The sequence below is a fragment of the Protofrankia sp. Cj5 genome, from assembly GCF_917627405.1.
Lineage (GTDB): Bacteria > Actinomycetota > Actinomycetes > Frankiales > Frankiaceae > Protofrankia.
Genome location: NZ_CAKJTO010000017.1, coordinates 16,254 through 38,218 on the forward strand (window position 1 = coordinate 16,254; position 21,965 = coordinate 38,218).

At 70.4% G+C, this 21,965-nt stretch carries 19 protein-coding genes; 10 read left to right on the forward strand and 9 right to left on the reverse strand.

The genetic code is table 11. The annotated features are described in order from the left end of the window. From MJ777_RS06030 to MJ777_RS06045, 4 genes are all read left to right on the forward strand, one after another. Positions 1-642: a DUF4129 domain-containing protein gene (locus MJ777_RS06030; RefSeq protein ID WP_239308149.1), complete on the forward strand. Its 642-nt coding sequence runs from the start codon at positions 1-3 to the stop codon at positions 640-642. Next, entirely contained in the window at positions 639-1,925 is a 1,287-nt protein-coding gene (locus tag MJ777_RS06035; RefSeq protein ID WP_239373961.1) for a DUF4350 domain-containing protein, read from the forward strand. The genes MJ777_RS06030 and MJ777_RS06035 overlap by 4 nt, the downstream gene beginning before the upstream one ends. Positions 1,926-2,059: 134 nt before the next feature. Continuing rightward, positions 2,060-3,049, forward strand: a complete 990-nt coding sequence (locus MJ777_RS06040) for a MoxR family ATPase (RefSeq protein ID WP_239345959.1) — start codon at positions 2,060-2,062, stop codon at positions 3,047-3,049. Positions 3,050-3,117: 68 nt separating this feature from the next. Further along, on the forward strand, positions 3,118-4,413 hold the full coding sequence (locus MJ777_RS06045) for a DUF58 domain-containing protein (protein ID WP_239308174.1): 1,296 nt from the start codon (positions 3,118-3,120) through the stop codon (positions 4,411-4,413). A 137-nt stretch (positions 4,414-4,550) separates the two neighbouring features. On the opposite strand, the gene MJ777_RS06050 is transcribed toward MJ777_RS06045, so the two are convergent. Beyond that, positions 4,551-5,558: a stage II sporulation protein M gene (locus MJ777_RS06050; RefSeq protein WP_239308147.1), complete on the reverse strand. Its 1,008-nt coding sequence runs from the start codon at positions 5,556-5,558 to the stop codon at positions 4,551-4,553. A gap of 240 nt (positions 5,559-5,798) precedes the next feature. On the opposite strand from MJ777_RS06050, the gene MJ777_RS06055 reads away from it, so the two are divergent. Beyond that, positions 5,799-6,797, forward strand: a complete 999-nt coding sequence (locus MJ777_RS06055; protein ID WP_239373964.1) for an RDD family protein — start codon at positions 5,799-5,801, stop codon at positions 6,795-6,797. 176 nt (positions 6,798-6,973) lie between these two features. Here MJ777_RS06055 and ahcY read toward each other — a convergent pair whose 3' ends face one another. Further along, positions 6,974-8,245 carry an adenosylhomocysteinase gene (gene ahcY, locus MJ777_RS06060; protein ID WP_239308145.1) on the reverse strand — a complete coding sequence of 424 codons (1,272 nt, stop codon included), beginning with the start codon at positions 8,243-8,245 and terminating at the stop codon, positions 6,974-6,976. 146 nt (positions 8,246-8,391) lie between these two features. Here ahcY and MJ777_RS06065 point away from each other — a divergent pair, with 146 nt between their 5' ends. Further along, a complete protein-coding gene (locus tag MJ777_RS06065) occupies positions 8,392-8,811 on the forward strand; it encodes a MerR family transcriptional regulator (RefSeq protein WP_239308144.1) in 420 nt (139 codons plus the stop codon). 41 nt (positions 8,812-8,852) lie between these two features. Here MJ777_RS06065 and MJ777_RS06070 read toward each other — a convergent pair whose 3' ends face one another. After that, on the reverse strand, positions 8,853-9,056 hold the full coding sequence (locus tag MJ777_RS06070) for a hypothetical protein (RefSeq protein ID WP_239308143.1): 204 nt from the start codon (positions 9,054-9,056) through the stop codon (positions 8,853-8,855). Positions 9,057-9,459: 403 nt separating this feature from the next. On the opposite strand from MJ777_RS06070, the gene MJ777_RS06075 reads away from it, so the two are divergent. After that, the gene (locus MJ777_RS06075; RefSeq protein ID WP_239373967.1) at positions 9,460-11,958 is read left to right on the forward strand and encodes a transglycosylase domain-containing protein; all 2,499 of its coding nucleotides are present in this window, start codon (positions 9,460-9,462) and stop codon (positions 11,956-11,958) included. Positions 11,959-11,979: 21 nt separating this feature from the next. Here MJ777_RS06075 and MJ777_RS06080 read toward each other — a convergent pair whose 3' ends face one another. The 4 genes from MJ777_RS06080 to MJ777_RS06095 all read right to left on the reverse strand — a co-directional run bounded on the left by MJ777_RS06080 (position 11,980) and on the right by MJ777_RS06095 (position 15,442). Beyond that, positions 11,980-13,206 carry an SIS domain-containing protein gene (locus MJ777_RS06080; protein ID WP_239373970.1) on the reverse strand — a complete coding sequence of 409 codons (1,227 nt, stop codon included), beginning with the start codon at positions 13,204-13,206 and terminating at the stop codon, positions 11,980-11,982. A gap of 85 nt (positions 13,207-13,291) precedes the next feature. Next, the gene (locus MJ777_RS06085; RefSeq protein ID WP_239308140.1) at positions 13,292-13,519 is read right to left on the reverse strand and encodes a Trm112 family protein; all 228 of its coding nucleotides are present in this window, start codon (positions 13,517-13,519) and stop codon (positions 13,292-13,294) included. Further along, positions 13,516-14,880: a phosphomannomutase/phosphoglucomutase gene (locus tag MJ777_RS06090; RefSeq protein ID WP_239308139.1), complete on the reverse strand. Its 1,365-nt coding sequence runs from the start codon at positions 14,878-14,880 to the stop codon at positions 13,516-13,518. Before MJ777_RS06090 ends, MJ777_RS06085 begins: the two co-directional genes overlap by 4 nt. Before the next feature lie 214 nt (positions 14,881-15,094). Beyond that, positions 15,095-15,442, reverse strand: coding sequence for a DUF3499 domain-containing protein (locus MJ777_RS06095; RefSeq protein ID WP_239308138.1), 348 nt, complete (start codon positions 15,440-15,442; stop codon positions 15,095-15,097). A 161-nt stretch (positions 15,443-15,603) separates the two neighbouring features. Between MJ777_RS06095 and MJ777_RS06100 the strand changes: the two genes are divergently transcribed. The 3 genes from MJ777_RS06100 to MJ777_RS06110 all read left to right on the forward strand — a co-directional run bounded on the left by MJ777_RS06100 (position 15,604) and on the right by MJ777_RS06110 (position 18,036). After that, complete coding sequence (locus tag MJ777_RS06100; RefSeq protein ID WP_239308137.1) at positions 15,604-16,170, forward strand: metallopeptidase family protein; 567 nt, start codon at positions 15,604-15,606, stop codon at positions 16,168-16,170. Between the two features lie 309 nt (positions 16,171-16,479). Continuing rightward, positions 16,480-17,694: a mannose-6-phosphate isomerase, class I gene (manA, locus tag MJ777_RS06105; RefSeq protein WP_239373973.1), complete on the forward strand. Its 1,215-nt coding sequence runs from the start codon at positions 16,480-16,482 to the stop codon at positions 17,692-17,694. An 87-nt stretch (positions 17,695-17,781) separates the two neighbouring features. Further along, positions 17,782-18,036 (forward strand): hypothetical protein, encoded by a 255-nt coding sequence (locus tag MJ777_RS06110; protein ID WP_239308135.1) that lies wholly within the window; start codon positions 17,782-17,784, stop codon positions 18,034-18,036. Positions 18,037-18,068: 32 nt separating this feature from the next. Here MJ777_RS06110 and MJ777_RS06115 read toward each other — a convergent pair whose 3' ends face one another. Both MJ777_RS06115 and MJ777_RS06120 read right to left on the reverse strand, forming a co-directional pair. Next, positions 18,069-18,308, reverse strand: a complete 240-nt coding sequence (locus MJ777_RS06115; protein ID WP_239308173.1) for a WhiB family transcriptional regulator — start codon at positions 18,306-18,308, stop codon at positions 18,069-18,071. 862 nt (positions 18,309-19,170) lie between these two features. Continuing rightward, positions 19,171-21,852 carry a bifunctional FO biosynthesis protein CofGH gene (locus MJ777_RS06120; RefSeq protein WP_239373976.1) on the reverse strand — a complete coding sequence of 894 codons (2,682 nt, stop codon included), beginning with the start codon at positions 21,850-21,852 and terminating at the stop codon, positions 19,171-19,173. Positions 21,853-21,965 lie beyond the last annotated feature (113 nt).

Consider the following 21,965-nt stretch of genomic DNA (forward strand, 5'->3'; position numbering starts at 1 on the left):
ATGGTCGGGCCAACGGTCACCCATGACGGGGCGGCGGGCGAAGCCCGCCGTGAGCTTTCCAGGACGATCTATCACGAGGCCGGCCCGGGATGGTCCGAGCGCGTGCTGAACTGGATCGGCGATCGGCTGACCGACCTGTGGACCAGCGCCACACAGCCGTCGGGACGCGGGCTTGGCATAGCGGCGATCGTGATCGTGGCGGCCCTGGCCGCGGGCGTCGTGTGGCTGCGCCTCGGCCCGGTCCGACGGCGCTCGCGGACGGACCCGGACGATCTTTCTCTCAGCAGCCCGCTGTCCGCCGCCACGCTGCGCGCCGAAGCCGACGGCCTCGCGCTCGCGGGCGCGTTCGCCGAAGCGGTGCGGTCACGGCTGCGGGCAATCGTGCGGATGTTGGAGGAGACCGGAGTGCTACAGCCCCGGCCAGGGCGTACCGCGGGCGAACTCGTCGCCGAGGTCGCCCGGATAGACGCCGGGAGCACGCCCGCGCTGGCCGCCGCGGTGACCGTGTTCAGCGAGATCTGGTATGGCGCGCTCGACGCGTCCGAAGCTTCCTACCGGCTCGTCGTCCGGGCGGATGAGGCGCTCACCGGCATGCGCCCACGCCCGGTGGGTCAGGCCGCACGCGGTGCGGTGCCGGTGTGACCACCACCGCGCTACCTGCCAGGCCCGATCCGCGGGCGGTCCGCCGTGGTGTCCGGATCGGCGCCGTCCTGGCGCTGCTTGTCGTCGCCTACGCGGCGGCGTCCGCCATGATCGAAAAATCCAGCGATCGCCCGCTCGATCCGGCGTCGGCCGCACCAGGCGGGACCAGAGCACTGGCCGAGATCCTGCGGGCGCGCGGCGTCGGCGTCACGGTGAGCGATGATCCTGTCGCGGCCACGGCGGCTGCCCGCGACACCACGATCGTGATGCGCTATCCCGAACGTGTCAGACCTGCCACCCTCGACGCCCTCACCGCGGTGGTCGGCCGTGGCGGTGACGTACTGCTCCTCGAGCCGACCACCGCGGTCCTCAACAACCTGGATCTGCCGCTGGCCAACACCGGCGGTGTGCCGGCCGCGGCGCGTGCGCCAGAATGCCAGCTGCCCGAGGCCGTGGTGGCACGGGCCGCCGTCGTGGGCGGCGGATCGGGCTTCCGGGTCACTCAACCGGACGCCACCGGTGTGACAGCCTGTTACCCAATGCGTTCGGCCGCGACCCTGGTCGTGCTGGAACAGCCGGTCCGTACCGCCTCGGGAGCCCCGGCCGGACGGTTCGTCGTGTCCGGCAGCGCCGAGTTCATGACCAACAAGCAGCTGGCAAAGGAGGGCGACGCGGCACTTGCGATCGGGTTGCTCAACCGGCACCCGGGCGTGACATGGGTGCTCCCGCGTCCGGGCGGACCAGGCTCGGTGGCCGCCAGGAGCAGCCTGGCGGACCTGCTTCCCGACCGGGTCGTGCTCGGCTGCCTGCAGATCGCCTTCGCCGTGGTCGTCCTCGCGTTGTGGCGGGGACGCAGGCTCGGGCCACCGGTGGCCGAACCGCTGCCGGTCGTGGTACGAGCGGCTGAGACCGTCGAGGGGCGAGGACGGCTCTACGCGGCGGGGAAGGCACGGGAGCTGGCCGCGGCGGCGCTGCGGGCGGGGCTGCGGGCACGCCTGGCCGAACGGCTCGGGCTGGCGACCCGGCCCCGCCCGGCAGCCTGGCGGGAACCGGCGGCGGCGCATCCCGAACCGGATCCGGACACGCTCGTGATCTCGGTTGCCGACCGGACCGGGCAGCCACCAGTAGAAATCAGGTCACTCCTGTACGGTTCCGGGATGAGTCATCCCATGGCCGCGGCCACCGGCATGTCCCAGCCGGCGCGCACATCGGTTACGGATCACGAACTGGTGGAGCTGGCGCAGCGGCTCGACGCGCTGGACAGGCAGGTGATGACACAGTGAGCGCGCCCGGGACAGCCAGCGACAGCGATGCCGTGGCAGCGGCCGCGGCGCGGACACCAGCTCGGAAAGAGGCGGCCACCGGGGCACCGGTGGCCGAACCGCGCCTGTATCCCGGCCGACCGGCAGCCCAGGCGCTGCCGGACCGGGGCACCTCGGACGATCCCGAAGACGATCCCGAATCGGCCCGCCAGGCGTTGATCGCGTTGCGGGACGAGGTGGGCAAGGCGGTCGTCGGCCAGGACGCCGCTGTCAGCGGCCTTGTCGTGGCACTGCTCTGCCGCGGGCACGCGCTGCTCGAAGGCGTCCCGGGGGTTGCCAAGACCCTGCTGGTCCGGGCGCTTGCCACAGCGCTTTCCCTCGAGACCAAACGGCTGCAGTTCACCCCCGACCTGATGCCGGGAGACGTCACCGGATCGCTGGTCTATGACACGGCCACGTCCCGGTTCACCTTCCGGGAAGGGCCGGTGTTCACGAACCTGCTGCTCGCGGACGAAATCAACAGGACACCACCGAAGACTCAGGCCGCGTTGCTGGAGGCGATGGAGGAACGCCAGGTCAGCGTCGAAGGGGCACCACGGCGGCTGCCGGTGCCGTTCACGGTCATCGCCACCCAGAACCCGATCGAGCACGAGGGCACGTACGCGCTCCCGGAAGCGCAGCTCGACCGTTTCCTGCTCAAGCTCACCGTGCCGCTGCCGCAACGGGACGACGAGATCAGGCTGCTGGCCCAGCACGCCGCCGGCTTCGACCCGTCCGATCTGGCGGCGGCCGGGATCCGGCCGGTCGCCGGGCCGTCCCAGCTGGCGGTCGCCCGCGACGCGGTCCGCGCCGTCCAGATCCGGTCGGAGGTCCTCGGCTACATCGTCGATCTGGCCCGGGCGACGCGGGCCGCGCCCGCCGTCCAGCTCGGGGCCTCCCCACGCGGCGCCACCGCCCTGCTGGCCACGACCCGGGCCTGGGCCTGGCTGTCCGGCCGCGGATACGCGACGCCGGACGACGTCAAAACGCTCGCCCGGCCGACCCTGCGGCACCGGATCGCGCTGCGTCCCGAAGCCGAGCTCGAGGGCGTCACCGCGGACAGCGTCATCAACCAGGTGCTCGCCACGGTGCCCGTACCGCGGTAGCGCGCTACCACCGAAGGGCACACGATCATGATCGTGCTCGGGTGCCCGGAGGCCCGAAGGAGTCCCAGGTGGCTGTCACCCGGCGGGCAACGGCGCTCGCCTTCGCGAGCGTATTGGCCGTTGTGTTCTCCCCCGCCCCGGGATGGACGTTGCTGCTGGCCAATGGCCTGTTGATCGCCGCGATCGCGGTGGATCTCGCCCTTGCCGGCGGGGTGCGCACGCTGGTCTTCACCCGTTCCGGGCCAAGCACCGCACGGCTGGGAACGACGGTGCCACTTGTGCTGGCGGTGACGAACACCGGCCGCCGGACGGTCCGCGCCCAGGTCCGGGACGCATGGCCGCCCTCGTCAGGTGCCACGCCACGTGTCTGGCGGGTGACCGTTCCAACGGGGCAGCGACGATTCTGCGACCTGGTGCTGCGGCCCACCCGGCGGGGTGATCGTCACCCCTACCGGATAACCGTCCGCTCGTTGGGCCCCCTCGGTCTGGCTGGCCGACAGGGACGGCATGCCGCACCCTGGCGGCTGCGGGTGCTGCCGCCGTTCACCTCCCGCCGCCACCTGCCCGCCGCCTTGGCCCGCCTGCGGGAGATCGAGGGTGACGCCACGCTGCGCGGGGGCGGGCAAGGCTCGGAATTCGACAGCCTGCGCGACTACGTTCCAGGCGACGACGTACGGATGATCGACTGGCGGAGCAGCGCGCGGCGCGGCACCGTCGCGGTCAAGTCGTTTCGGCCGGAACGGGATCGCCGGGTCATCTGCCTCCTCGACACCGGGCGGACCAGCGCGGGCCGCATCGGCGACACCCCGCGCCTCGACCACGCGATGGACGCCGCCCTGCTGCTCGGCGCGGTGGCCGCCCGTGCCGGTGACCGGGTCAGCCTGATCGCCCATGACGCCGCCGCCCGCGTCACGCTCCCCGCGGCTGGCGGCCCGAATCCGCTGGTCCGGATGAGCGCCGCGCTGGCGCTGGTGGAACCCGTGCTCACCGAGACCGACCATCAGGCGATTGCCTCCTCGGTGCTGCGCATAGCTATCAGACGATCACTTGTCGTACTGTTCACCGAACTCGTCCCGGCGGTGATCGAAGAAGGCCTGGTGCCGGCACTGCCCGCGCTGACCGCCCGGCACACCGTCATCGTCGCGGCCGTGAGCGACCCGCGCCTGGCCGAGCTCGCGGCCGGGCGCGGGGACGTCCGTGCGCTGTACTCCGCCGCCGCGGCCGAGCAGACGCTGCTCCAGCGGCGCCAGCTCACCGGCCTGCTCCGCGGGCACGGCGTTCAGGTCGTGGATGCCCCACCCGCGACCTACGCGTCCGCTGTCACCGACAGCTACCTGAGCCTGAAATCCGCCGGCCGCCTGTAGGAGCGCGTGTGAGATCGTCATTCCGGCTCACTGATCGAAAGCCCGATCTCACACACGCTCTAACAGATCACCAGAAGATCGACCGAGACGGCCCACGGAGCCCCGGTCAGCCCCGGTCAGCCAGTCACAAAGCCCGGTCAGACGGTCGGCGCAAGGTCGATGAGAAGATCCTTTTCCAGGTCGCCCGTCTCCCCCGCGGCCACGGCACGGCTGCCGTAGACAAGGACATAGCCGACGAACAGCGCGAGGGCGACGGCACCGATGGCGATCCGCACCCCGGCGGGCAGGGATGACGGCGTCACGAACGCCTCGATCAAGCCGCTCAACGCCAGCGCGACGGCCAGCCCGAGTGAGATCACGACGGCGGCCCTGCCTTCCATCGCCAGGGCCTCGGCCCGGCGGCGCGGACCCGGATCGATCATGGACCATCCCAGCCGCAGACCGACCGCCCCCGCGGTGAACACCACGGCCAGTTCCAGCAGCCCGTGCGGAAGGATCAGCGTGAAGAACTGTGTTGACTCACCGCAACTGGTCATGTAACCGCCGACAAGCCCCAGGTTGGTGGCATTGGCCAGCAGCACCGCCAGGGTCGGCAGGCCCGCCAACGCACCGAGCGCGATGGCCGAGGCGCTCACCCAGGCGTTGTTCGTCCACACGTGCGCGGCGAACGAAGCGGCGGGGTTCTCCGAGTAGTACCGGGCGAAATCCGTCCGGCACATGGCCGCCACCTCGTCCGGGGGGAGCAACCCGCTGTAGGCGGCCGGGGAGTTCAGCACCCACAGGCCCAGGGCGAGGGCAACCGCGAGTGAGCCCGCGCAGGTGGCGAGCACCCAGCCGCGGCGGGCGTACACCGCCGCCGGGAAGGTCACGGTGAAGAACCTGCCGACGACATGCCAGCCCGGGTCCCGCGCGCCCGTGACAACGGCTCGCGCCCGGGTCACCGTGCCACCGAGACGGTCGACCAGTATCGGGTCCGGACAGCGGCTACGGATCACCGACAGATGGGTCGCGGCCCGCTGGTAGAGATCCACCAGTTCGTCGAGCTCGACGCCGGACATACGGCGGGGCCGCGCCGCGCGCCTGACAAGATTTTCCAGGCGCGCCCATTCAGCGCGATGCAGACCGACATACGCGTCAAGATCCACAATCTTCCCGCCTCTCCACCGCCGCGCCACGCTCCATACCCGGACCGCAACGCTGCATCTGAATCACGGCCGTTACCGCGCGCACACCGGACGGGTGGGGACAGACTGGATCAGGATAACCGGCGCTTCCGCCGGAGTTGCATCACCCGGGATCCGGCAGGCTGCACAGATGCGCGGAGAGACCGACCACAGGACGGGAAAAACAATCATGTACGGAACGGCACGGACCACAGGTGCGGCTTGAGCCAGTTCATCACCGGCGAGGCCGTCACGATCGACCTTCGAGTCGCCCGGCTCGGCTCGCGGCTCATCGCCGGGATCGTCGACTTCAGCCTTCAGCTCACCGCTCTCATGATCATGGCTTGGGTTGCCTTCAGGATCGTGGCTCCCGACAACGACGCGCTCGCGGCCACCGTCTATCTGCTCGTTGTGATCACGGTACTGGTGGGTTACCCGGTGACAGCCGAGACCGTCTGGAAGGGCCGCACCCTCGGCAAGGCGGCCATGGGACTGCGTGTCGTGCGGGATGATGGCGGGCCGATCCGGTTCCGGCATGCCCTGGTCCGGGGCCTGATCGGCGCTGTGGTCGAACGGCCCGGAGCCCTGCTGGGGATCCCCGCCGTGATCAGCATGTTGATCTCGGAAAAATCCAGGCGGCTGGGCGACCTCCTGGCCGGAACGGTCGTCCTGCAGGAGCGGATCCCACGCGGCACCAGCGCGCCGGTGACGATGCCCCCGCAACTCGCCTACTGGGCGACCACGCTGGATCTGTCATCGGTCGAAGACGCCCTGGCACTCGCCATCCGCCAGTTCCTCGGGCGGGTCCAGGATCTCTCGCCCGCGGCTCGCGAGCGGATCGGCAGCCAACTCGCCGCATCCGTACGGGCGGTCGTCACCCCGCCGCCGCCACCGGATACGCCTGGCTGGGCGTACCTGTCCGCCGTCCTTGCCGAACGCACCGCGCGGGCGCGGCGGCGCTTCGCCGACGCCCCCGCGCCGTGGCAACCGGGAGCTGCGCCGTGGCAACCGGGAGCCTGGAACGCGGGTTCCCAGCATCCGGGCTATCAGCGCCCGACAGCGCCGGATCCACTCCGGCCGTATCCGTATCCGTACCCGTATCTGCCGGAGGGCCAGCAGGTCCCACCGGGACAGGGACCCGAGGACCCCGCATCGTCTGCCACCCGGCTGATCGAGCCTGCTGACAAGCCGGCGCCCGGGCCCTTCGTCCCCCCGGCCTGATCCGCCGCCGGCATGGCTGACAGCGCCGGTCGGCGGAGACCCCGGTAGCGGTGTGCTACCGGGGCCGACGAGCCGGGGTACCCGTGCATCGCGAAGCGATGTGCGGGGAGCGATGACGCGAGGCGCCGTCTGGCGCCGGCAGACCCTGGACGAACTTCCGGCGGCGACCGCTAAGGTCAGGAACCGTGCTCCCAGGAGTTGAGGTAGGTCTCCTGGGCCGGGGTGAGGACGTCGATCGTGAGACCCATCGTCGCGAGCTTGAGCCGCGCGACTTCCTTGTCGATCTCAACCGGGACATCGTGGATCCCCGGGGCGAGGGATTGCCAGTTCCTGGTCAGCCATTCCGCGGTCAACGCCTGGTCCGCGAAGGACATGTCCATGACCGCGGCCGGATGTCCCTCGGCGGCTCCCAGGTTCACCAAGCGCCCCTCGGCGAGCAGGAGCAGGCGACGGCCATCGGCCAGGACGTACTCGTCGGTCTGGTGACGCACCCGGCGCGGGCCCGCGACCGCCAGGTCGGACAGGGCCGTGATGTCAATCTCGATGTCGAAGTGCCCCGAATTTGCGAAGATCGCCCCGTCCTTCATGGCCTCGAAATGCTCGCGGCGCAGGACGTCACGGTTACCGGTGACGGTGATGAACACATCTCCGATGGCGGCGGCCTCGATCATCGGCAGGACGCGGAAGCCGTCCATGGCCGCGTCCAGCGCCTTGGTCGGATCGATCTCGGTGACGATCACGTTCGCGCCCATGCCCTTGGCGCGCGAGGACACACCGCGGCCGCAGTACCCGTAGCCGGCAACCACGACGGTCTTGCCCGCAAGCAACGTGTTGGTAGCACGGAAGATCGCGTCCAGTGTTGACTGGCCGGTGCCGTACCGGTTGTCGAACATGTGCTTGGTGTCGGTGTCGTTGACCGCCACCATCGGGAAGCGCAGCGCGCCGTCCTTGGTCATCTGCCGTAGCCGGATAACCCCTGTGGTCGTCTCCTCGCACCCGCCGCGCACACCCGCGAGCAGCTCGGTTCGGGTGGTGTGCAAGGTGTTGACCAGGTCACAGCCGTCGTCGAAGACATAGTGCGGAGCGCCGTCGAGCGCGGCGTTGATATGCGCGTAGTAGCCGTCGCGGTCAACACCGTTACGGGCGAAGGTGGGGATACCGTACTCGGCGACCAGCGCGGCGGCGGTGTCGTCCTGTGTGGACAACGGGTTCGACGCGCACAGGGCGAGCTGGGCGCCACCAGCCGCGAGCGCCCGCATGAGGTTGGCCGTCTCGGTCGTCACATGCATACAGGCCGCGATCTTCGCACCTTGGAACGGCTGCTCGACAGCGAACCGGTCGCGAATCTGCCGGAGTACCGGCATGGCCCGGTCCGCCCACTCGATTCGGGTCTTGCCCTGCTGGGCCAAGGCGAGATCGGCTATGTCGTTCTTGGGCAGGTCCGCCATTGGGGTTCTCCTGTCAACGGTGCTGCGGGCGTCAGACAACGGGGAGCACACAAACGGTGATCGAACGTCGACCAGCAGCCTTCCGGTCACCCGCCCGCCCTGTCAAGTAAGCTGACTTTTTCTTGTCAAGATGGCCGGTGGTAATCATGACCATACCAAAAGTGCTGGACGCCCCACGCATACTCGACACAATCCGGACTCGCGTGCGCCTGCGCCCCGGCGAGCGCCTGCCGATCACACGTGCGGCCGGCGTTCTCGAGACGACCGCGCGGATGCTGCGATACCGGGAGTCCCTGGGGCTGCTTGCGCCCTCGCGCTCCAGCGGCGGCCACCGCGAGTACGGCGAGCGCGACCTCGCCGCCGCCGCCTACGCGGACGAGCTGGAGCGGCATTACGGCGTCGGCCCGCGCGACCTGGCCTTCGCCCTGCGCGTCCTCGCCGATCCAGCGGTGGCCGCCGACGTACACCGACTGGGCCAGCTCGTCCACCGGCTCGCCTCCACGCCGGTCGAAGCCCTCGACTTCGACGCGCAAAAGGCGCGCCGCCTACTGCGGATCTCCCGTTGATCCATGCCCCTGTCGCCGGAGGCCCCGGAAGGCCCCCGCGGTCAGATGGGCGGCGTGAGCGGGCGGTAGCCAGTGGTCACGCAGTCCGGGCAGGCCGTCGTGGATCTGAGCTGGCACGGCTCACCACTCAGCCTGGCCACCTGAAGCAGCGTCACACACCCAAGGCCTTCACAGGTCGGACACAACATGTTGACCTCGCGGGTGACCGACTCGGGCCGGTCGCCCGCGGCTGGTTCAGCGCTCACCTGGCCTGCCCGCCGAAATTACCGATATCGTTAGTATTGTCCGCCTCCACGCCGGCACGCAGTGGGCCGGCATACAGTGGTCCCGTGGCCACGGGACCACTGTATGGAACGCGGTTGCACGGAGCACGGTAAGCACAATCCGGATATGTGGGACCTTCCCCGCGGGCCTGGCAGGACGTGGGCTCGCTCATGCCGCCGCACATGCACACGCACATCTCCGAGGTACGGCACGGTGACCAGCCGCACCCAATCGACCGCTCCGCGTACAGCCTGGCGGCGCCGCGCACAACGTAGCCCCATGCGGGGGCGGGCAAGCGCGCCGGGTACAGCTCCGCCACGGGGGTCGGTCAGAATCTCCCCGTGGGCCGAAGCTCACTGAATCATGGAAGGTGACGTTACCGCCGTGCAGAGAGACTCCGCGTTCCGCGCACGAGCGCAGCGTCGCGCATCGGATGCCGCCGCTGTCGCGGCGGGTTCCGACAGACCGGACGATGGCCTTGCGAACGGCGGTGGCCTTGCGAATGGCGGTGGCCTGGCGAACGGCGGTGGCCTGGCGAGCGCGGCCGGTACCGCCGGCTCCGCTACCGCCAGCGGAAACGGACAGCCGCCGCCGAGCATGGACGCCAGCGCGCCCGCAGCCGATGACGGCGACGTGGTGACCGGCGACGTGGTGACCGGCGGCGATGGCGGCGGCAACGGTGGTGGCCGGCGGGGCCGGCTCAGCCGGATCGGGCTGGTCGTCACCGCCGCGGGCATCGGCCTCGCGCTGCTGTTCCTACCCATGATCAGCGCGGTCGGCCTGTTCGCCAAGGCATCGGCCGACCATTACCTGAGCCTGCCCGCCGAGCTGGTCACGCCACCGCTGCCCCAGACTTCCACCATCCTCGCCGCGGACGGCAGTGTCATCGCGACCCTGCGCGGCCAGGAGAACCGCACTGTGGTCGACGGCAAGGCCATTCCAACGGTCATGCGGCAGGCCATCGTCTCCATCGAGGACGCGCGTTTCTACATCCACGGCGGGGTTGACGTGAAGGGAGTCGTCCGGGCGGCGCTGCGCAACAGCGCGGCAGGCGACGTCCAACAGGGCGCGTCAACACTGGCGCAGCAATATGTCAAGAACGTGCTGCTCCAGAACGCGCGCACCAAGCAACAGCGCGAGGACGCCGCCGGGACGTCCCTCCAGCGCAAGCTCCAGGAGGCCCGGTACGCCGTCGCCCTGGAGAACAGCCTCACCAAGGACGAGATCCTCGAGCGCTACCTCAACATCGCCTACTTCGGCAACGGCAACTACGGCGTCGGTACCGCCGCCCAGAACTACTTCCATGTACGTATCACCGATCTGACGCTCCCCCAGGCGGCGCTGTTGGCCGGGCTCGTGCAGAGCCCGTCCCTGTACGACCCGGTGAACCATCCCGATGCCGCCAGGGTGCGCCGGGACGTCGTCCTGGACCGGATGGCCGAACTCGGTTACATCGACTCGGCCACCGCGGATGCGGCGAAGGCCACCCCGGTCACGGTGGTGCGTGCCGCCGCGGCCGCGGCGCAGGACTCGTGCGAGACGTCGACCGCGCCCTTCTTCTGCGATTTCGTGCGCACCCAGCTGCTGGCCGATCCCGCGCTCGGCGCGACCGAGGCCGAGCGTGCCCGGCGGGTCCACGAAGGCGGGCTGGTCGTCAGGACCACCCTGCAACCCAAGATCCAGGCCGCGGTCCAGGACACGGTCAATGCCGTCATAGCGCCGAGCAACCCGGTGTCAGCCACCGAGGTGGTGATCGAACCGGGCACCGGCAACGTCTTGGCGATGGCGGTGAACCGGGCCTTCGGCTCCAACGCCGCGGCCAATCAGACCAAGGAGCCGCTGCCGACCACGGCGGTGTTCCAGCCCGGCTCCACGTTCAAGACCTTCGCGCTCGCCGCCGCGCTGGAGGCGGGGTACGGGCTCAACACCCAGTTTTATTCGCCCGCATGCTACGTCTCCAAGCGGTTCCCCCGGGGGGATCCGCGCAGCGGCGGTGACTGTCCCACCGGCTTCGCCAACGCCGAACCGGAGGAAAGCGGCATCTACGACATGTCGAAGGCAACCTGGGACTCGGTGAACACCTACTACATCCAGCTCGCGGAGAAAATCTCCGTACCGGCCATCGTCAGCATGGCGACCCGGCTCGGGATCCCGGCTTCCTACCTGAAGGAAGTCTCCCCCGCAAAGGGGGAGATAGCCATTGGCTCCGAGCGTGTCACCCCGCTGGACATGGCCGACGCCTATGCCACGCTTGCCGCCCACGGCGTCCACTGTGACCCGCGTTATGTCCTGTCGGCCACCGACTCCAGCCAGCAGAACGTGGACATTGCCCCCGCACCCAGCTGCCGGCGGGCGGTGTCCGCCGGTGTCGCCGACACGGTGACGAGCGTCCTCACCGGAGTGATCACCCAGGGCACGGGATACCCGAACGCGGCGGCGATCGGGCGGCCAGCCGCCGGCAAGACCGGCACCACGGACAACTACTCGGCTGCGTGGTTCGTCGGCTACACCCCGCAGATAGCCGCCTCCGTCGCTGTCGGCAATCCCAAGGGGGCGCAGGGGAACCCCCTCAAAGGAGTCGTCGCCGACGGCCGGACATGGCCCCGGGTGTTCGGCGGGGATCTTCCAGCGATCATCTGGGGCCGCTCGCTGCGCCAAGCGCTCACCGGCGTGCCGGCAATGCCGATGTCAAAGGCCGATCCGACGGTGGCCCAAGGCACCAAGGGCGGTCTGCTCTCCACTCCCCCGCCGCAACCGGCACCCGCACCCACGACGGCTGGGCCGCTGCCGGGCGTCACGATAGCCCAGCCCGGAGCTACCACACCGTCGTTGGGCGCCATCCTGCCGACAGCACCGCCAGCCACAGCGGCCCGGTCCCGCTAGCCGACGGGCTGGCCGTCGGCGTCAGTTCGGTGCCGGGCGGACGTCGAGATCGCGGGCCGCGGCGACCGGGGTGGGATCAAGGCCAAGAACAAGGGCGAGGTAGACACCGGCGTAATCGAACAGGCCGGCCAGGGACGCCAGCCGTTCCAGCCGGCTCGCCCCCTGCGCGGTCAGCTCGGTGACCCCGATCCCACGCTCGGCGGCGGCGGCGATCGCGGCATCGGCCTGCCGGGTGACCGCCGGATGCTCCTCGGTCTGGTCACGCAGCAGCACAAGACGGAGCCGCACCTGCTCCGTCTCCGCCAGCCGGTCGCGAAAGAAATCTTCAAGATCTTCGGCCGCACCGCCGCCGATGGTGGCACCAGCGGCACCGCCCCTGGTGGCGCGGACTCCGAACGCGCCATCCAGGACGCCCGCCTGGGCGCCCGCGTCCGCTGGCAGCGTGCCGAGCAACGCGGGGTAACCAGCATCGGCAGCCAGCTGATCGGCTGCGCGACGGGCCGCGGCGGCGGCCAGCGGGGTGGTCGCCCACAGCAACGGCAACGAACCGGCAAGCGCGAGCGCCAGCTCCTTGGCGGGGCTGACGAAGGTCTCGCTGGTGGGTCGACAGCGCACGGCCAGTTCCTCCAGCCGCTCCGCCGCGGCCTCGATCGCGCCCGGTCCCCCGGCCTCGCTGGGGACGAGGCCGAGAGCACGCGCGGCAACCACCGCGGGGACCAGCAGCGCCCAGAAACTCGCGCGGGTGGGCCTGTCATCCACCACCGGAACGGGAACGAACAGCGCCCGCGCCCGGCCGGCCAGCACGGCCAGCGGCGAATCGGGTGCGCCCACGACGACCGCCCGGCAACCGCGACGATCAGCCTCCCGCAACGCGGTCAGCGTCCGCGCATCGCGTCCCGAGGCCGACATCGCGAACACGACGTCGGCGACACCCACCCACCCGGGCAGGCTGTAGCCGTTGTCCCCGAACACCGGGACCGGGCACCGCGGCCCCGCCACAGCGGCCAAGGCCGCGCCGAGCGCCTCCGAGCCGGCGGCCCCGGCAACGAACACGGCACGTGGGCGACCGCCGGCGGCGAGTGAATCGAGCCGGGCCTCTCCGGCCAGCGCCGCGGACTCCCTGACCTGGCGGGCCGATGACGCCACATGCAGCAACATTCCGGCCGGATCGGCCGCCGTCAGCCGAGCGACGTCATCCAGAATGGCCTCGTCCACGATCGCCCCCAGCGCCCGTCCCAGTTCCCGCACGTGCCGCCCGCCCTCCCCGCAGCTACCCGAAGGAGCATCCTGACAGGTACCCGCGGACAACGGAGGCAGCCAGGCCTGTTCGGGTTCAGGGAGAGCTGGGAACCCCGCCCGGCACATCCGCGGCCGGCACGTCCCCGCCGAAGGGGACGGCCTCATCGAGCAGCATCACCGGGATCTCGTCGCGGACCGGGAAAGCCAGGCCGCACGAGGTGCAGACCAGGACGGGCTCACCGGCGAGCGTCTCCGCGCGTAGCGGGGCATGGGCCGGGCACGGACAGGCGAGAATCTCCAGCAGGAGTGGATCGAGACTCAACGGTCGGTCTCCCTTCCGGGACGGATGCGGGTGAGGACCTCGTCCCGCACCCGGGACATCGTGACATGGTCGGGGGCCTCCACGTTCAGGCGCAGCAGCGGCTCGGTGTTGGACGGACGAAGGTTGAACCAGACACCGCCCCCGAGAGAGACGGTCAGCCCGTCGAGATGGTCGATACCGGTCGCGAGGCCCACATACGCCTTCTCGATCTCGGCCATGGTAACTCCGGCGTCCGCGACCACAGAGTTGATCTCACCGGAGAGCGCGTACGGGGCATAGCCATCAAGAAGGCGCGACAGCGGCTGGTCCTGCTCGCCGAGCGCGGCCAGGACGTGCATCGCGGCGAGCATCCCGGAGTCGGCCCGCCAGAAATCCCGGAAGTAGAAGTGGCCGGAGTGCTCGCCGCCGAAGACCGCGCCGGTGCGGGCCATCTCCGCCTTGATGAACGAATGACCGACACGGGTGCGCAGCGGGACGCCACCAAGCCTGGAGACGAGCTCGGGCACGGCATTACTGACGATCACGTTGTGGATGATCGTGGCCCCCGGTTCCCGGGCGAGTTCCCGCTCAGCGACCAGCGCGGTGATGGTGGACGGTGAGACGCCCTCGGCGCGCTCGTCGACGACGAAACAGCGGTCCGCGTCGCCATCGAAAGCGAGCCCGATGTCAGCGCCGGTGGCGCGGACCGCGGCCTGTAGGTCACGCAGGTTCGCTGGCTCGATCGGGTTGGCCTCGTGATGGGGAAACGACCCGTCCAGCTCGAAGTACAGTGGGTGGACCGTCAACGGCAGGCCGTCGAACACGGCCGGGACGGTGAGGCCGCCCATACCGTTACCCGCGTCCACCACGAGCCGCAGGGGCCGGATCGCGGACAGGTCGACCAGGGTACGCAGGTGCTCGGCGTAGGCCGCCAGCAGATCCCGGTGCGTGATCGCGCCACGCGGCCCGGTGAACGCCGGGACCCCCGCCTCGACCAGTGCCCGGATGTCACCGAGACCACTGTCCACCCCGATCGGAGCCGCACCGGCCCGGCACAGCTTGATGCCGTTGTATGTGGCCGGGTTGTGGGAGGCGGTGAACATCGCTCCCGGGATGTCCAGCGAACCGGCGGCGAAATAGAGCAGGTCGGTCGAGCCAAGCCCGATCATGATGACGTCCGCGCCCTGGCCCGCGGCGCCGTCGGCGAACGCCTCCGACAACGGGACCGACGAGCCGCGCATGTCACGCGCGACAACGACCCGCGGGGCCGCGAGCACGCGCACGAACGCGGCGCCAACCGCGCGAGCGATGTCCGCGTCCAGCTCCGACGGCACAATCCCCCGCACATCATATGCCTTGAAGATCCGCGATAGATCGCGCACCCTTCCGCCCTTCCCCCGGTTGACCGGCAGATACGCGATCATCACTCCGCTCGCGCGCCCGCGGCACAAGGAACGCTGGCCAACACTGGTACTGGTACCAACGCCGATGACCCTACCGACGCCGGGTCCACTCCGGCTGCACTGGCCACGACGCGCGGCGAGCCGGACGGCCCGCCCCAGCGGATATGCCCGCCGGACGGGCGCCAGGGCGGCCTCAGCTCGGTCGGGGCAGCACCCGCAGATGACCGCGTCGACCTGCGGGTGTGGACGGATCGGGCGGATCCTCGCGGCCTGCTGGTCGGCTCACCTCACGAACCGCGTCCGCGAGCGCCTCAAGATCATCAGAGGCTGCACTGTGCCTGGGCTCACCCTCGATCCGCACGACCGCCCAACCAAGTGGCACAGTGAGGCGGTCGGCATGCGTTCCACACAGGTCGTAGGAATGCGGCTCGACGTATGGGGAGAGTGGCCCGAGGACGGCCGTCGACTCGGCGTAGGCGTACGTGAGCGTGGCGACCGCGGCCGCTGAACATGCCGAGCGGGAGCAGCGCCGAGGCTTCACGTTCCGGACGGTAGCCCCCGGAACGGGCGACGGCCACCACCACCCGCCGTGTCGCAGCCAGCCGCGGAGCCATGGTAAGCAGTCAACGACGCTCCGTACCTACCAGCTGAACCGACGGACACACCTGGATACGTCAGAGTAACCGAGGGGAAATTCACCCGATGGATCCGGAGGGCGTCGGTACGGTTGCCGCTCGCGAGCCGTACGCTCACGCCATGGCGGACAACGCCTCTCCCGGCGCATCCTGGGGAACCCCCGGGCCGGACTTCCCGGCCGCTCAGCCTCCCATCCCGGTATCGCGTCGCCGGGACCGGCGCGGGCGCGGTCTGCGCGGTGCGCTCCTCCCCCCGGAGGTCCCCGCCTACCGCAGCCGTGGGGAACGCTTCGACGACCTCGTCCTCGATGCCGTGGAGCACCTCGAGCACCGCTGGTCCGCCGAACTGTCGGACGTCGAGTTTGCGGTCGAGGACGTTCCGCCCCTGCCCGCTGTCCTCGGCCCGGACGAACCCGTGCCGCTGGCGCACCATCAGCCGCCCGCCGGCCGGGGACGCTCCGCGACGCCGCACCGAATCATCATCTATCGCCGGCCGCTGGAAGCCCGCGCGATGGACACCGACGACCTCGCCGAACTCATCCTGGACGTTCTCATTCACAAGGTCGCGGACATGCTCGGCGTGGAACCGGAGGTCATCGACCCGGAAGGCCACGGCTGGCACGAAGACGAATAAGAGCGCCGGCAACAGGGGTGTGGATCAAGGAGCGAAGTTGAGGTGCGTGCCCCAACACCGCGACGCCGCGTCCCTGTTGCCGGTCGCTCTCACTCTCGCCCGCGGGTTGTCCCCAGGCATGTGACGGACGCGGTATGCCGGTTTCCCGACCAGGCCAGGACACCCACAGACACCACACCTTCCGCTCGCTCGGGGCTTGCGCCAGCCGGCTGAGCAGCCGCGCGGCCGTGCCCGCATGCCCTCCGGACCGCATGCCCTGAGCAGCGCGCAAGCGCCCTGAGCAGTTCACCAGAAGGAGGACGGACAACAGTGACCGCCGGGACGCCCGACCGGATTCTGCGGCTGTTCGGGCGGGTGCGCACCTACGACTGGGGCTCGCCCAGCGCCATCTACGACCTGCTCGGTGAGACGCCCACCGGCGAACCAGCCGCGGAGCTGTGGCTTGGCACCCATCCAGGCGCCCCGTCCGAGGTCGAGACCGCCAACGGGCGGCGGCCAGCCGCCGATGTCGCCGGCCCGCTGCCTTTCCTGCTGAAGGTTCTCGCCGCGGAGAAGGCTCTCTCGTTGCAGGTCCACCCGGACACGACACGGGCGCAGACCGGCTTTGACGACGAGGAACGGTCCGGCGTACCGCGCGATGCCGCCCAGCGGCGGTACCGGGACCGCAATCACAAACCCGAACTGATCGTCGCGCTCACGCCTTTCCGCGCGCTGGCCGGCGTCCGTGACCCGCAGCGGACCCTCGCCGTTGTGCATGGCCTGGGTTATCCGCCGCTCGAGGCCGCGTTCGCGCCGCTTGAGCGGGATCCGGCCGCGGGCGCCGCGACGGTCCTGCGCACGCTGCTGACGATGCCCGCCGACCAGGCACACGGTTTTGCCCGCGGTCTGGCCGAGGCGGCCGCGATGCTCGAACCACCGGCGGCACCGGCGGCACCGGCGGTGGCGTCCGCCGCCGACCTGGTGCGCCGGCTTGCCGCGACGCACCCCGGCGATGTGGGAATCGCCGCGGCGCTGCTGCTCAACGACATATCACTGCGGCCTGGCGAGGCGCTGTTCCAGCCCGCACGCCTGCTGCACGCCTATGTCCACGGCGTCGGCATCGAGATCATGGCTACGTCAGACAACGTGCTGCGCGGCGGCCTGACACCGAAACACATCGACGTCGACGAGCTGCTGGATGTCCTTGACCCCACGCCGGCCCCGGCCCCGGTGCTCATCCCCCGGACGACGCTGGCGACGACTGGGATCACCGTGCGTACCTGGGATGTTCCTGTTGACGACTTCCTGCTGGCTGAGGCGATCTGCGACCTGCCGGCCGGTGCCCCACCAGGCGGTGACGGCGTGACGGTCACGCGTCCGGCCATCCTGCTGGTCACCGACGGCACCGTCGAGGTAGGCGGCACGGGCACGGGCACCATCAGGCTTCACCGCGGCCAGGCGGCCCTGCTCGCCCCGGGATCATCGGAGTCGACACGGCTCAGGCTCACCGGTGTGGGCCGGGTGTTCCTCGCCTCGCCTGGATAAGAGCGACCGGCAATAGGGGCGTGGATCAAGGAGCGGGGCTGGGGTGTGTGCATCGCGAGGCGGAGGAGGGAGTCACCCTGGTGTTGGGTGGCGACCGACGACAACGCGGCCGGGCGGGATGCGGGGAGCCACGAGCCGGACAGTCCTATCCTCGGGCGCTCCAACGCGCGTCGCCCCGCGTCCGGCCCGGTCAACGCTGACACCGACCGTGCCGAGCCGGCCGGGGCCGCCAGCCGGGCCGCAGCCACCGGGATCCGCCGGCTGGCGCCGTGCCCACCCGCGAGGCCCTCGGCTGGTGGTGACGTGCCCGTTGGGCACGATCGGGCGTTCACCGTGCGGTGAACGCCTGCCCGCCGGCCTTCCCCTCGCGACGGTCAGACCGCTCGGCGGCGCAGCCTGCGCCGTTCACGCTCGGACATGCCGCCCCAGATCCCGAACCGCTCATCCTTGTCGAGCGCGTACTCCAGGCACTCGCTCCTGACCTCGCAGCCCGAGCAGATGCGCTTGGCCTCGCGGGTCGAGCCGCCCTTCTCCGGAAAGAACGCCTCCGGATCGGTCTGGGCGCACAGCGCGCGCTCCTGCCACTCCGGTGGGTCGGCGAGGATGTCGTCCATATCGAGTTCGATGATGTTGGCCGAATCATGATCGTAATGTTCGGTGGCTGTCTCATCGGGATGCGCCGATCCGGCAGGCTCACCGTCGGGGCCAGCATCAAGATCAAATTTGACGGTAACCAGCTCTCCGCCACCGTGGTGGCCGGGGTCAGACTGCCTCGGCCATCGGTCAACAGCCATCCCGGCGGACAGCGCGGCGCGGGGTCGGTGCGTTTCAGCGAGAACGATGCGGACGCCCGCGTCGGTGCGTTCCATGTGGACTCCTCCAGACCCGTCGCGGTGCGGTCGGCCACCCCCCGGGCGCCGGCGCGCAGGTGACTGGTGTCCACACCGGCCGGGCGAGTGCTTTATCGCACTTTCCCCACCGGCGGGGGAAATGACACGCCGGTAATTACACGCGCCGAACTCAGCGACGTCAACCCCACCAGCGCAACATCTTCTACAACCAGCGATCAGACAATAGCTCACGGTAGCAAGATGCCGTTACAGAGGGTCCCCCTTCGCCGCCCTGAGCAACACACGTCAACCCCTCGCACCCCCCGACCAGGCCATCTTACCGTCCGAAATTGCATGAGTCCGTCATGAATTGTCCTGCTCATGACATCTCCTCTCATCCACCTGACATCCGTGGACACCGTGCTTCCGAGACGTCGACGGCACGCTGGGACAACCAGCGCTCGCAACCGGCATCAACGGCCCTGGCGGCGCGCGGGCATCGATCGCGATGGGGACCCGGCCCGAGGCCGCAGCCCGGCCGGCATCCAGAACACGGGCCCCGGGTGGATGACGATCCTTGGGGACCATTGTCCGGCCGGGCAGACGATCACATCACCGGGACGGCGAGATCGGGACCGAGGACCCGTCAGGAGATGATCGGAAGGACCCTGCGCGCACCGCCGACAGACCCGGCCGCGGCATCCGGGCGGGCCGCGGCGAACCGCTCCGCGCCGACGGCTCCGTAGGTCGTGGTGCGCTGGCGGGCGGGCCGGCCCGCGCCGGCCGCCATGGCCTCCAGCTCGGCGATGGATCGGGCCGACCCGTGCTGGGAGCCCGCCATGCGGCTGATGGTCTCCTCCATGAGGGTCCCACCGACATCGTTGACACCACCGCGAAGGACCTGATGGCAGCCGTCCACGCCGAGTTTCACCCACGAGCACTGGATGTTGTCGATCGCGCCGTGCAGCAACAGCCGGGCCATCGCGTGTACCGCCCGGTTCTCCTCAACGGTGGGGCCGGGCCGGGCCACGCCAGCCAGATAGATCGGCGAGCTGTGATGGACGAACGGCAGCGCCACGAACTCGGTGAACCCTCCGGTACGCTCCTGGATGCGCCGCAGCAGCCGCAGATGGGCCAGCCAGTGGGCCGGCGTGTCGACATGCCCGTACATCATCGTGGCGGACGACGGCAGACCGATCTCGTGCGCGGTTGTGATGATCTCCACCCAGCTCGCGGCCGGCAGTTTGCCCTTGGTCAGCACCCATCGCACGTCATCATCGAGGATCTCCGCGGCCGTCCCGGGAATCGAGTCGACACCCGCCTCACGAGCGGCGGTCAGCCAGTCACGGATGGACAGGCCTGTCCGGGTGACGCCGTTGACGACCTCCATCGGCGAGTAGGCATGCAGGTGGACGGCTGGCACCCGACTTTTGATCTCGCGTGCCAGCTCGAAGTACGCGCTCCCGGGCAGGTCCGGGTGTATGCCGCCCTGCATGCAGATCTCGGTCGCGCCGGCCGCCCACGCCTGTTCGGCACGGGCGCCGACCTCCTGCCGGGAGAGGGTGTAGGCGTCGGCGTCGTTGCGCCGCTGCGCGAACGCGCAGAACCGGCATCCCGTGTAGCAGACATTCGTGAAATTGATATTCCGGTTGACGACGTAGGTGACGTCGTCCCCGACCGTGTCCCGGCGCAGGTCGTCCGCGAGCCGGCAGAGCTCCGCCAGGGCCGTGCCGGCCGCGCCGAACAACACGAGTGCGTCCGCGTCGCTGATCCCCGCCGGGTCCCGGGTGGCGTGGCGCAGCGCGGCCCGCTCCGCGTCGTCGAGGCGCGCCGGCGGCACCCCCGCACGCGCACGCGCCCCCGTGCCGACGACTCCGTCAGCACCTGTACCGGCCGCGCTGACCCGCGCACGCAGGGCGTCCCAGTCGCCGTACACGGAGGCGAAGTCCGCTCGGCGGTCGGCCTGGCGGCCGGTGACGTCAATCGCGGCGTGCAGATCGACCCGGCCGCTGTTCGCGAGGCCGCCGTCGGGCTCCTGCCATGGCCGCCCCACCGCGGTGGCCGCGGAGCGCAGCAGGCCGTCCGGACCGGCCAGGGCGTCGACGTGGGATCGCAGCCGCGGGTCCAGCCACGGTTCGCCGAGATAGGGCGGATAGACGGTCAGCCTCGGCCGTAGCGTGAAGCCCGCCGCCCGCGTGAGCGCGGCCAGCGTCTCCACCGCCGGCCAGGGGCGTTCGGGGTTGACGTGGTCCGGGGTGACCGGGGACACCCCACCCCAGTCGTCGATGCCCGCGGCAAGCAGAAGCGCGCATTCGTCGGCATCGACCAGGTTCGGCGGCGCCTGCAACCGGACTGACGGCCCGAGAACGAGCCGGGCGACCGCGACCGCGGCCGCCAGCTCCGCCGCGCCGACGTCCGGCTCGCCACCCATCGCCGTGCCGTCCTTGGCCCGGAAGTTCTGCACGATCACTTCCTGGACACCGCCGTAACGCCGCGCCACCTCCCGGATCGCGAACAGGGTCTCGGCCCGTTCCAACCGGGTCTCGCCGATCCCCAGCAGCAGGCCGGTGGTGAACGGGACAGCCAGGCGACCGGCGTCCTCCAACACCCGCAACCGGCGCGCCGGCTCCTTGTCGGGCGAGCCGTAGTGCGGGCCGCCTGGCTCAGACCACAGCCTGGCCGCGGTCGTCTCCAGCATCATCCCCATGGACGGGGCGACCGGCTTGAGCCGGGCCAGCTCCTCCCACGACAGGACGCCCGGGTTCAGATGCGGCAGCAGCCCGGTCTCCTCCAGAACGGCGATGGCCGCCGCCCGCAGATACCCGGTGGTCGAGTCGTAGCCGTGCGCATCCAGCCATTCGCGCGCGGCGGGCCAGCGATCCTCCGGGCGGTCCCCCAGGGTGAACAACGCCTCCGCGCATCCTGCCGCCGCGCCCTGGCGGGCGATGGCGACGACCTCGTCGAGATTCAGATAGGGCGCGGGCAACCGCCGCGGGACGGTCGCGAAGGTGCAGTAATGGCACCTGTCCCGGCACAGCCTGGTCAGCGGGATGAACACCTTCGGCGAATAGGTGATCGTGTCCGGCCGGCCGGCCGAGCGCAGTCCGGCGGCACGGACCCGCGCGGCCGACCCGGACAGATCGGCAAGATCGTCTCCACGGGCGGCCATCAGGACAGCCGCCTCCACCGCATCGAGGAGCGCGCCGTCACGGGCCCGCCGCAGCGCGCGCCGTAGTGCCGCGGCACCGGGCGCCACCGGTACGGCGGTCGGTACCGGCCGCGCGCCGATGCCGACCGAACCGTCGGCGGGCTTCCCTGCTCTCGTCATCCGCTCCCCCGAACCCCAATGGTCATCTAGCAATCAGCATCGCCAGGAGCGTCCACCGGCCCACGCCCCAGAGCGCGCTCCTTCTCCGCCGCACGAGCCAGCCGCCGGGATCA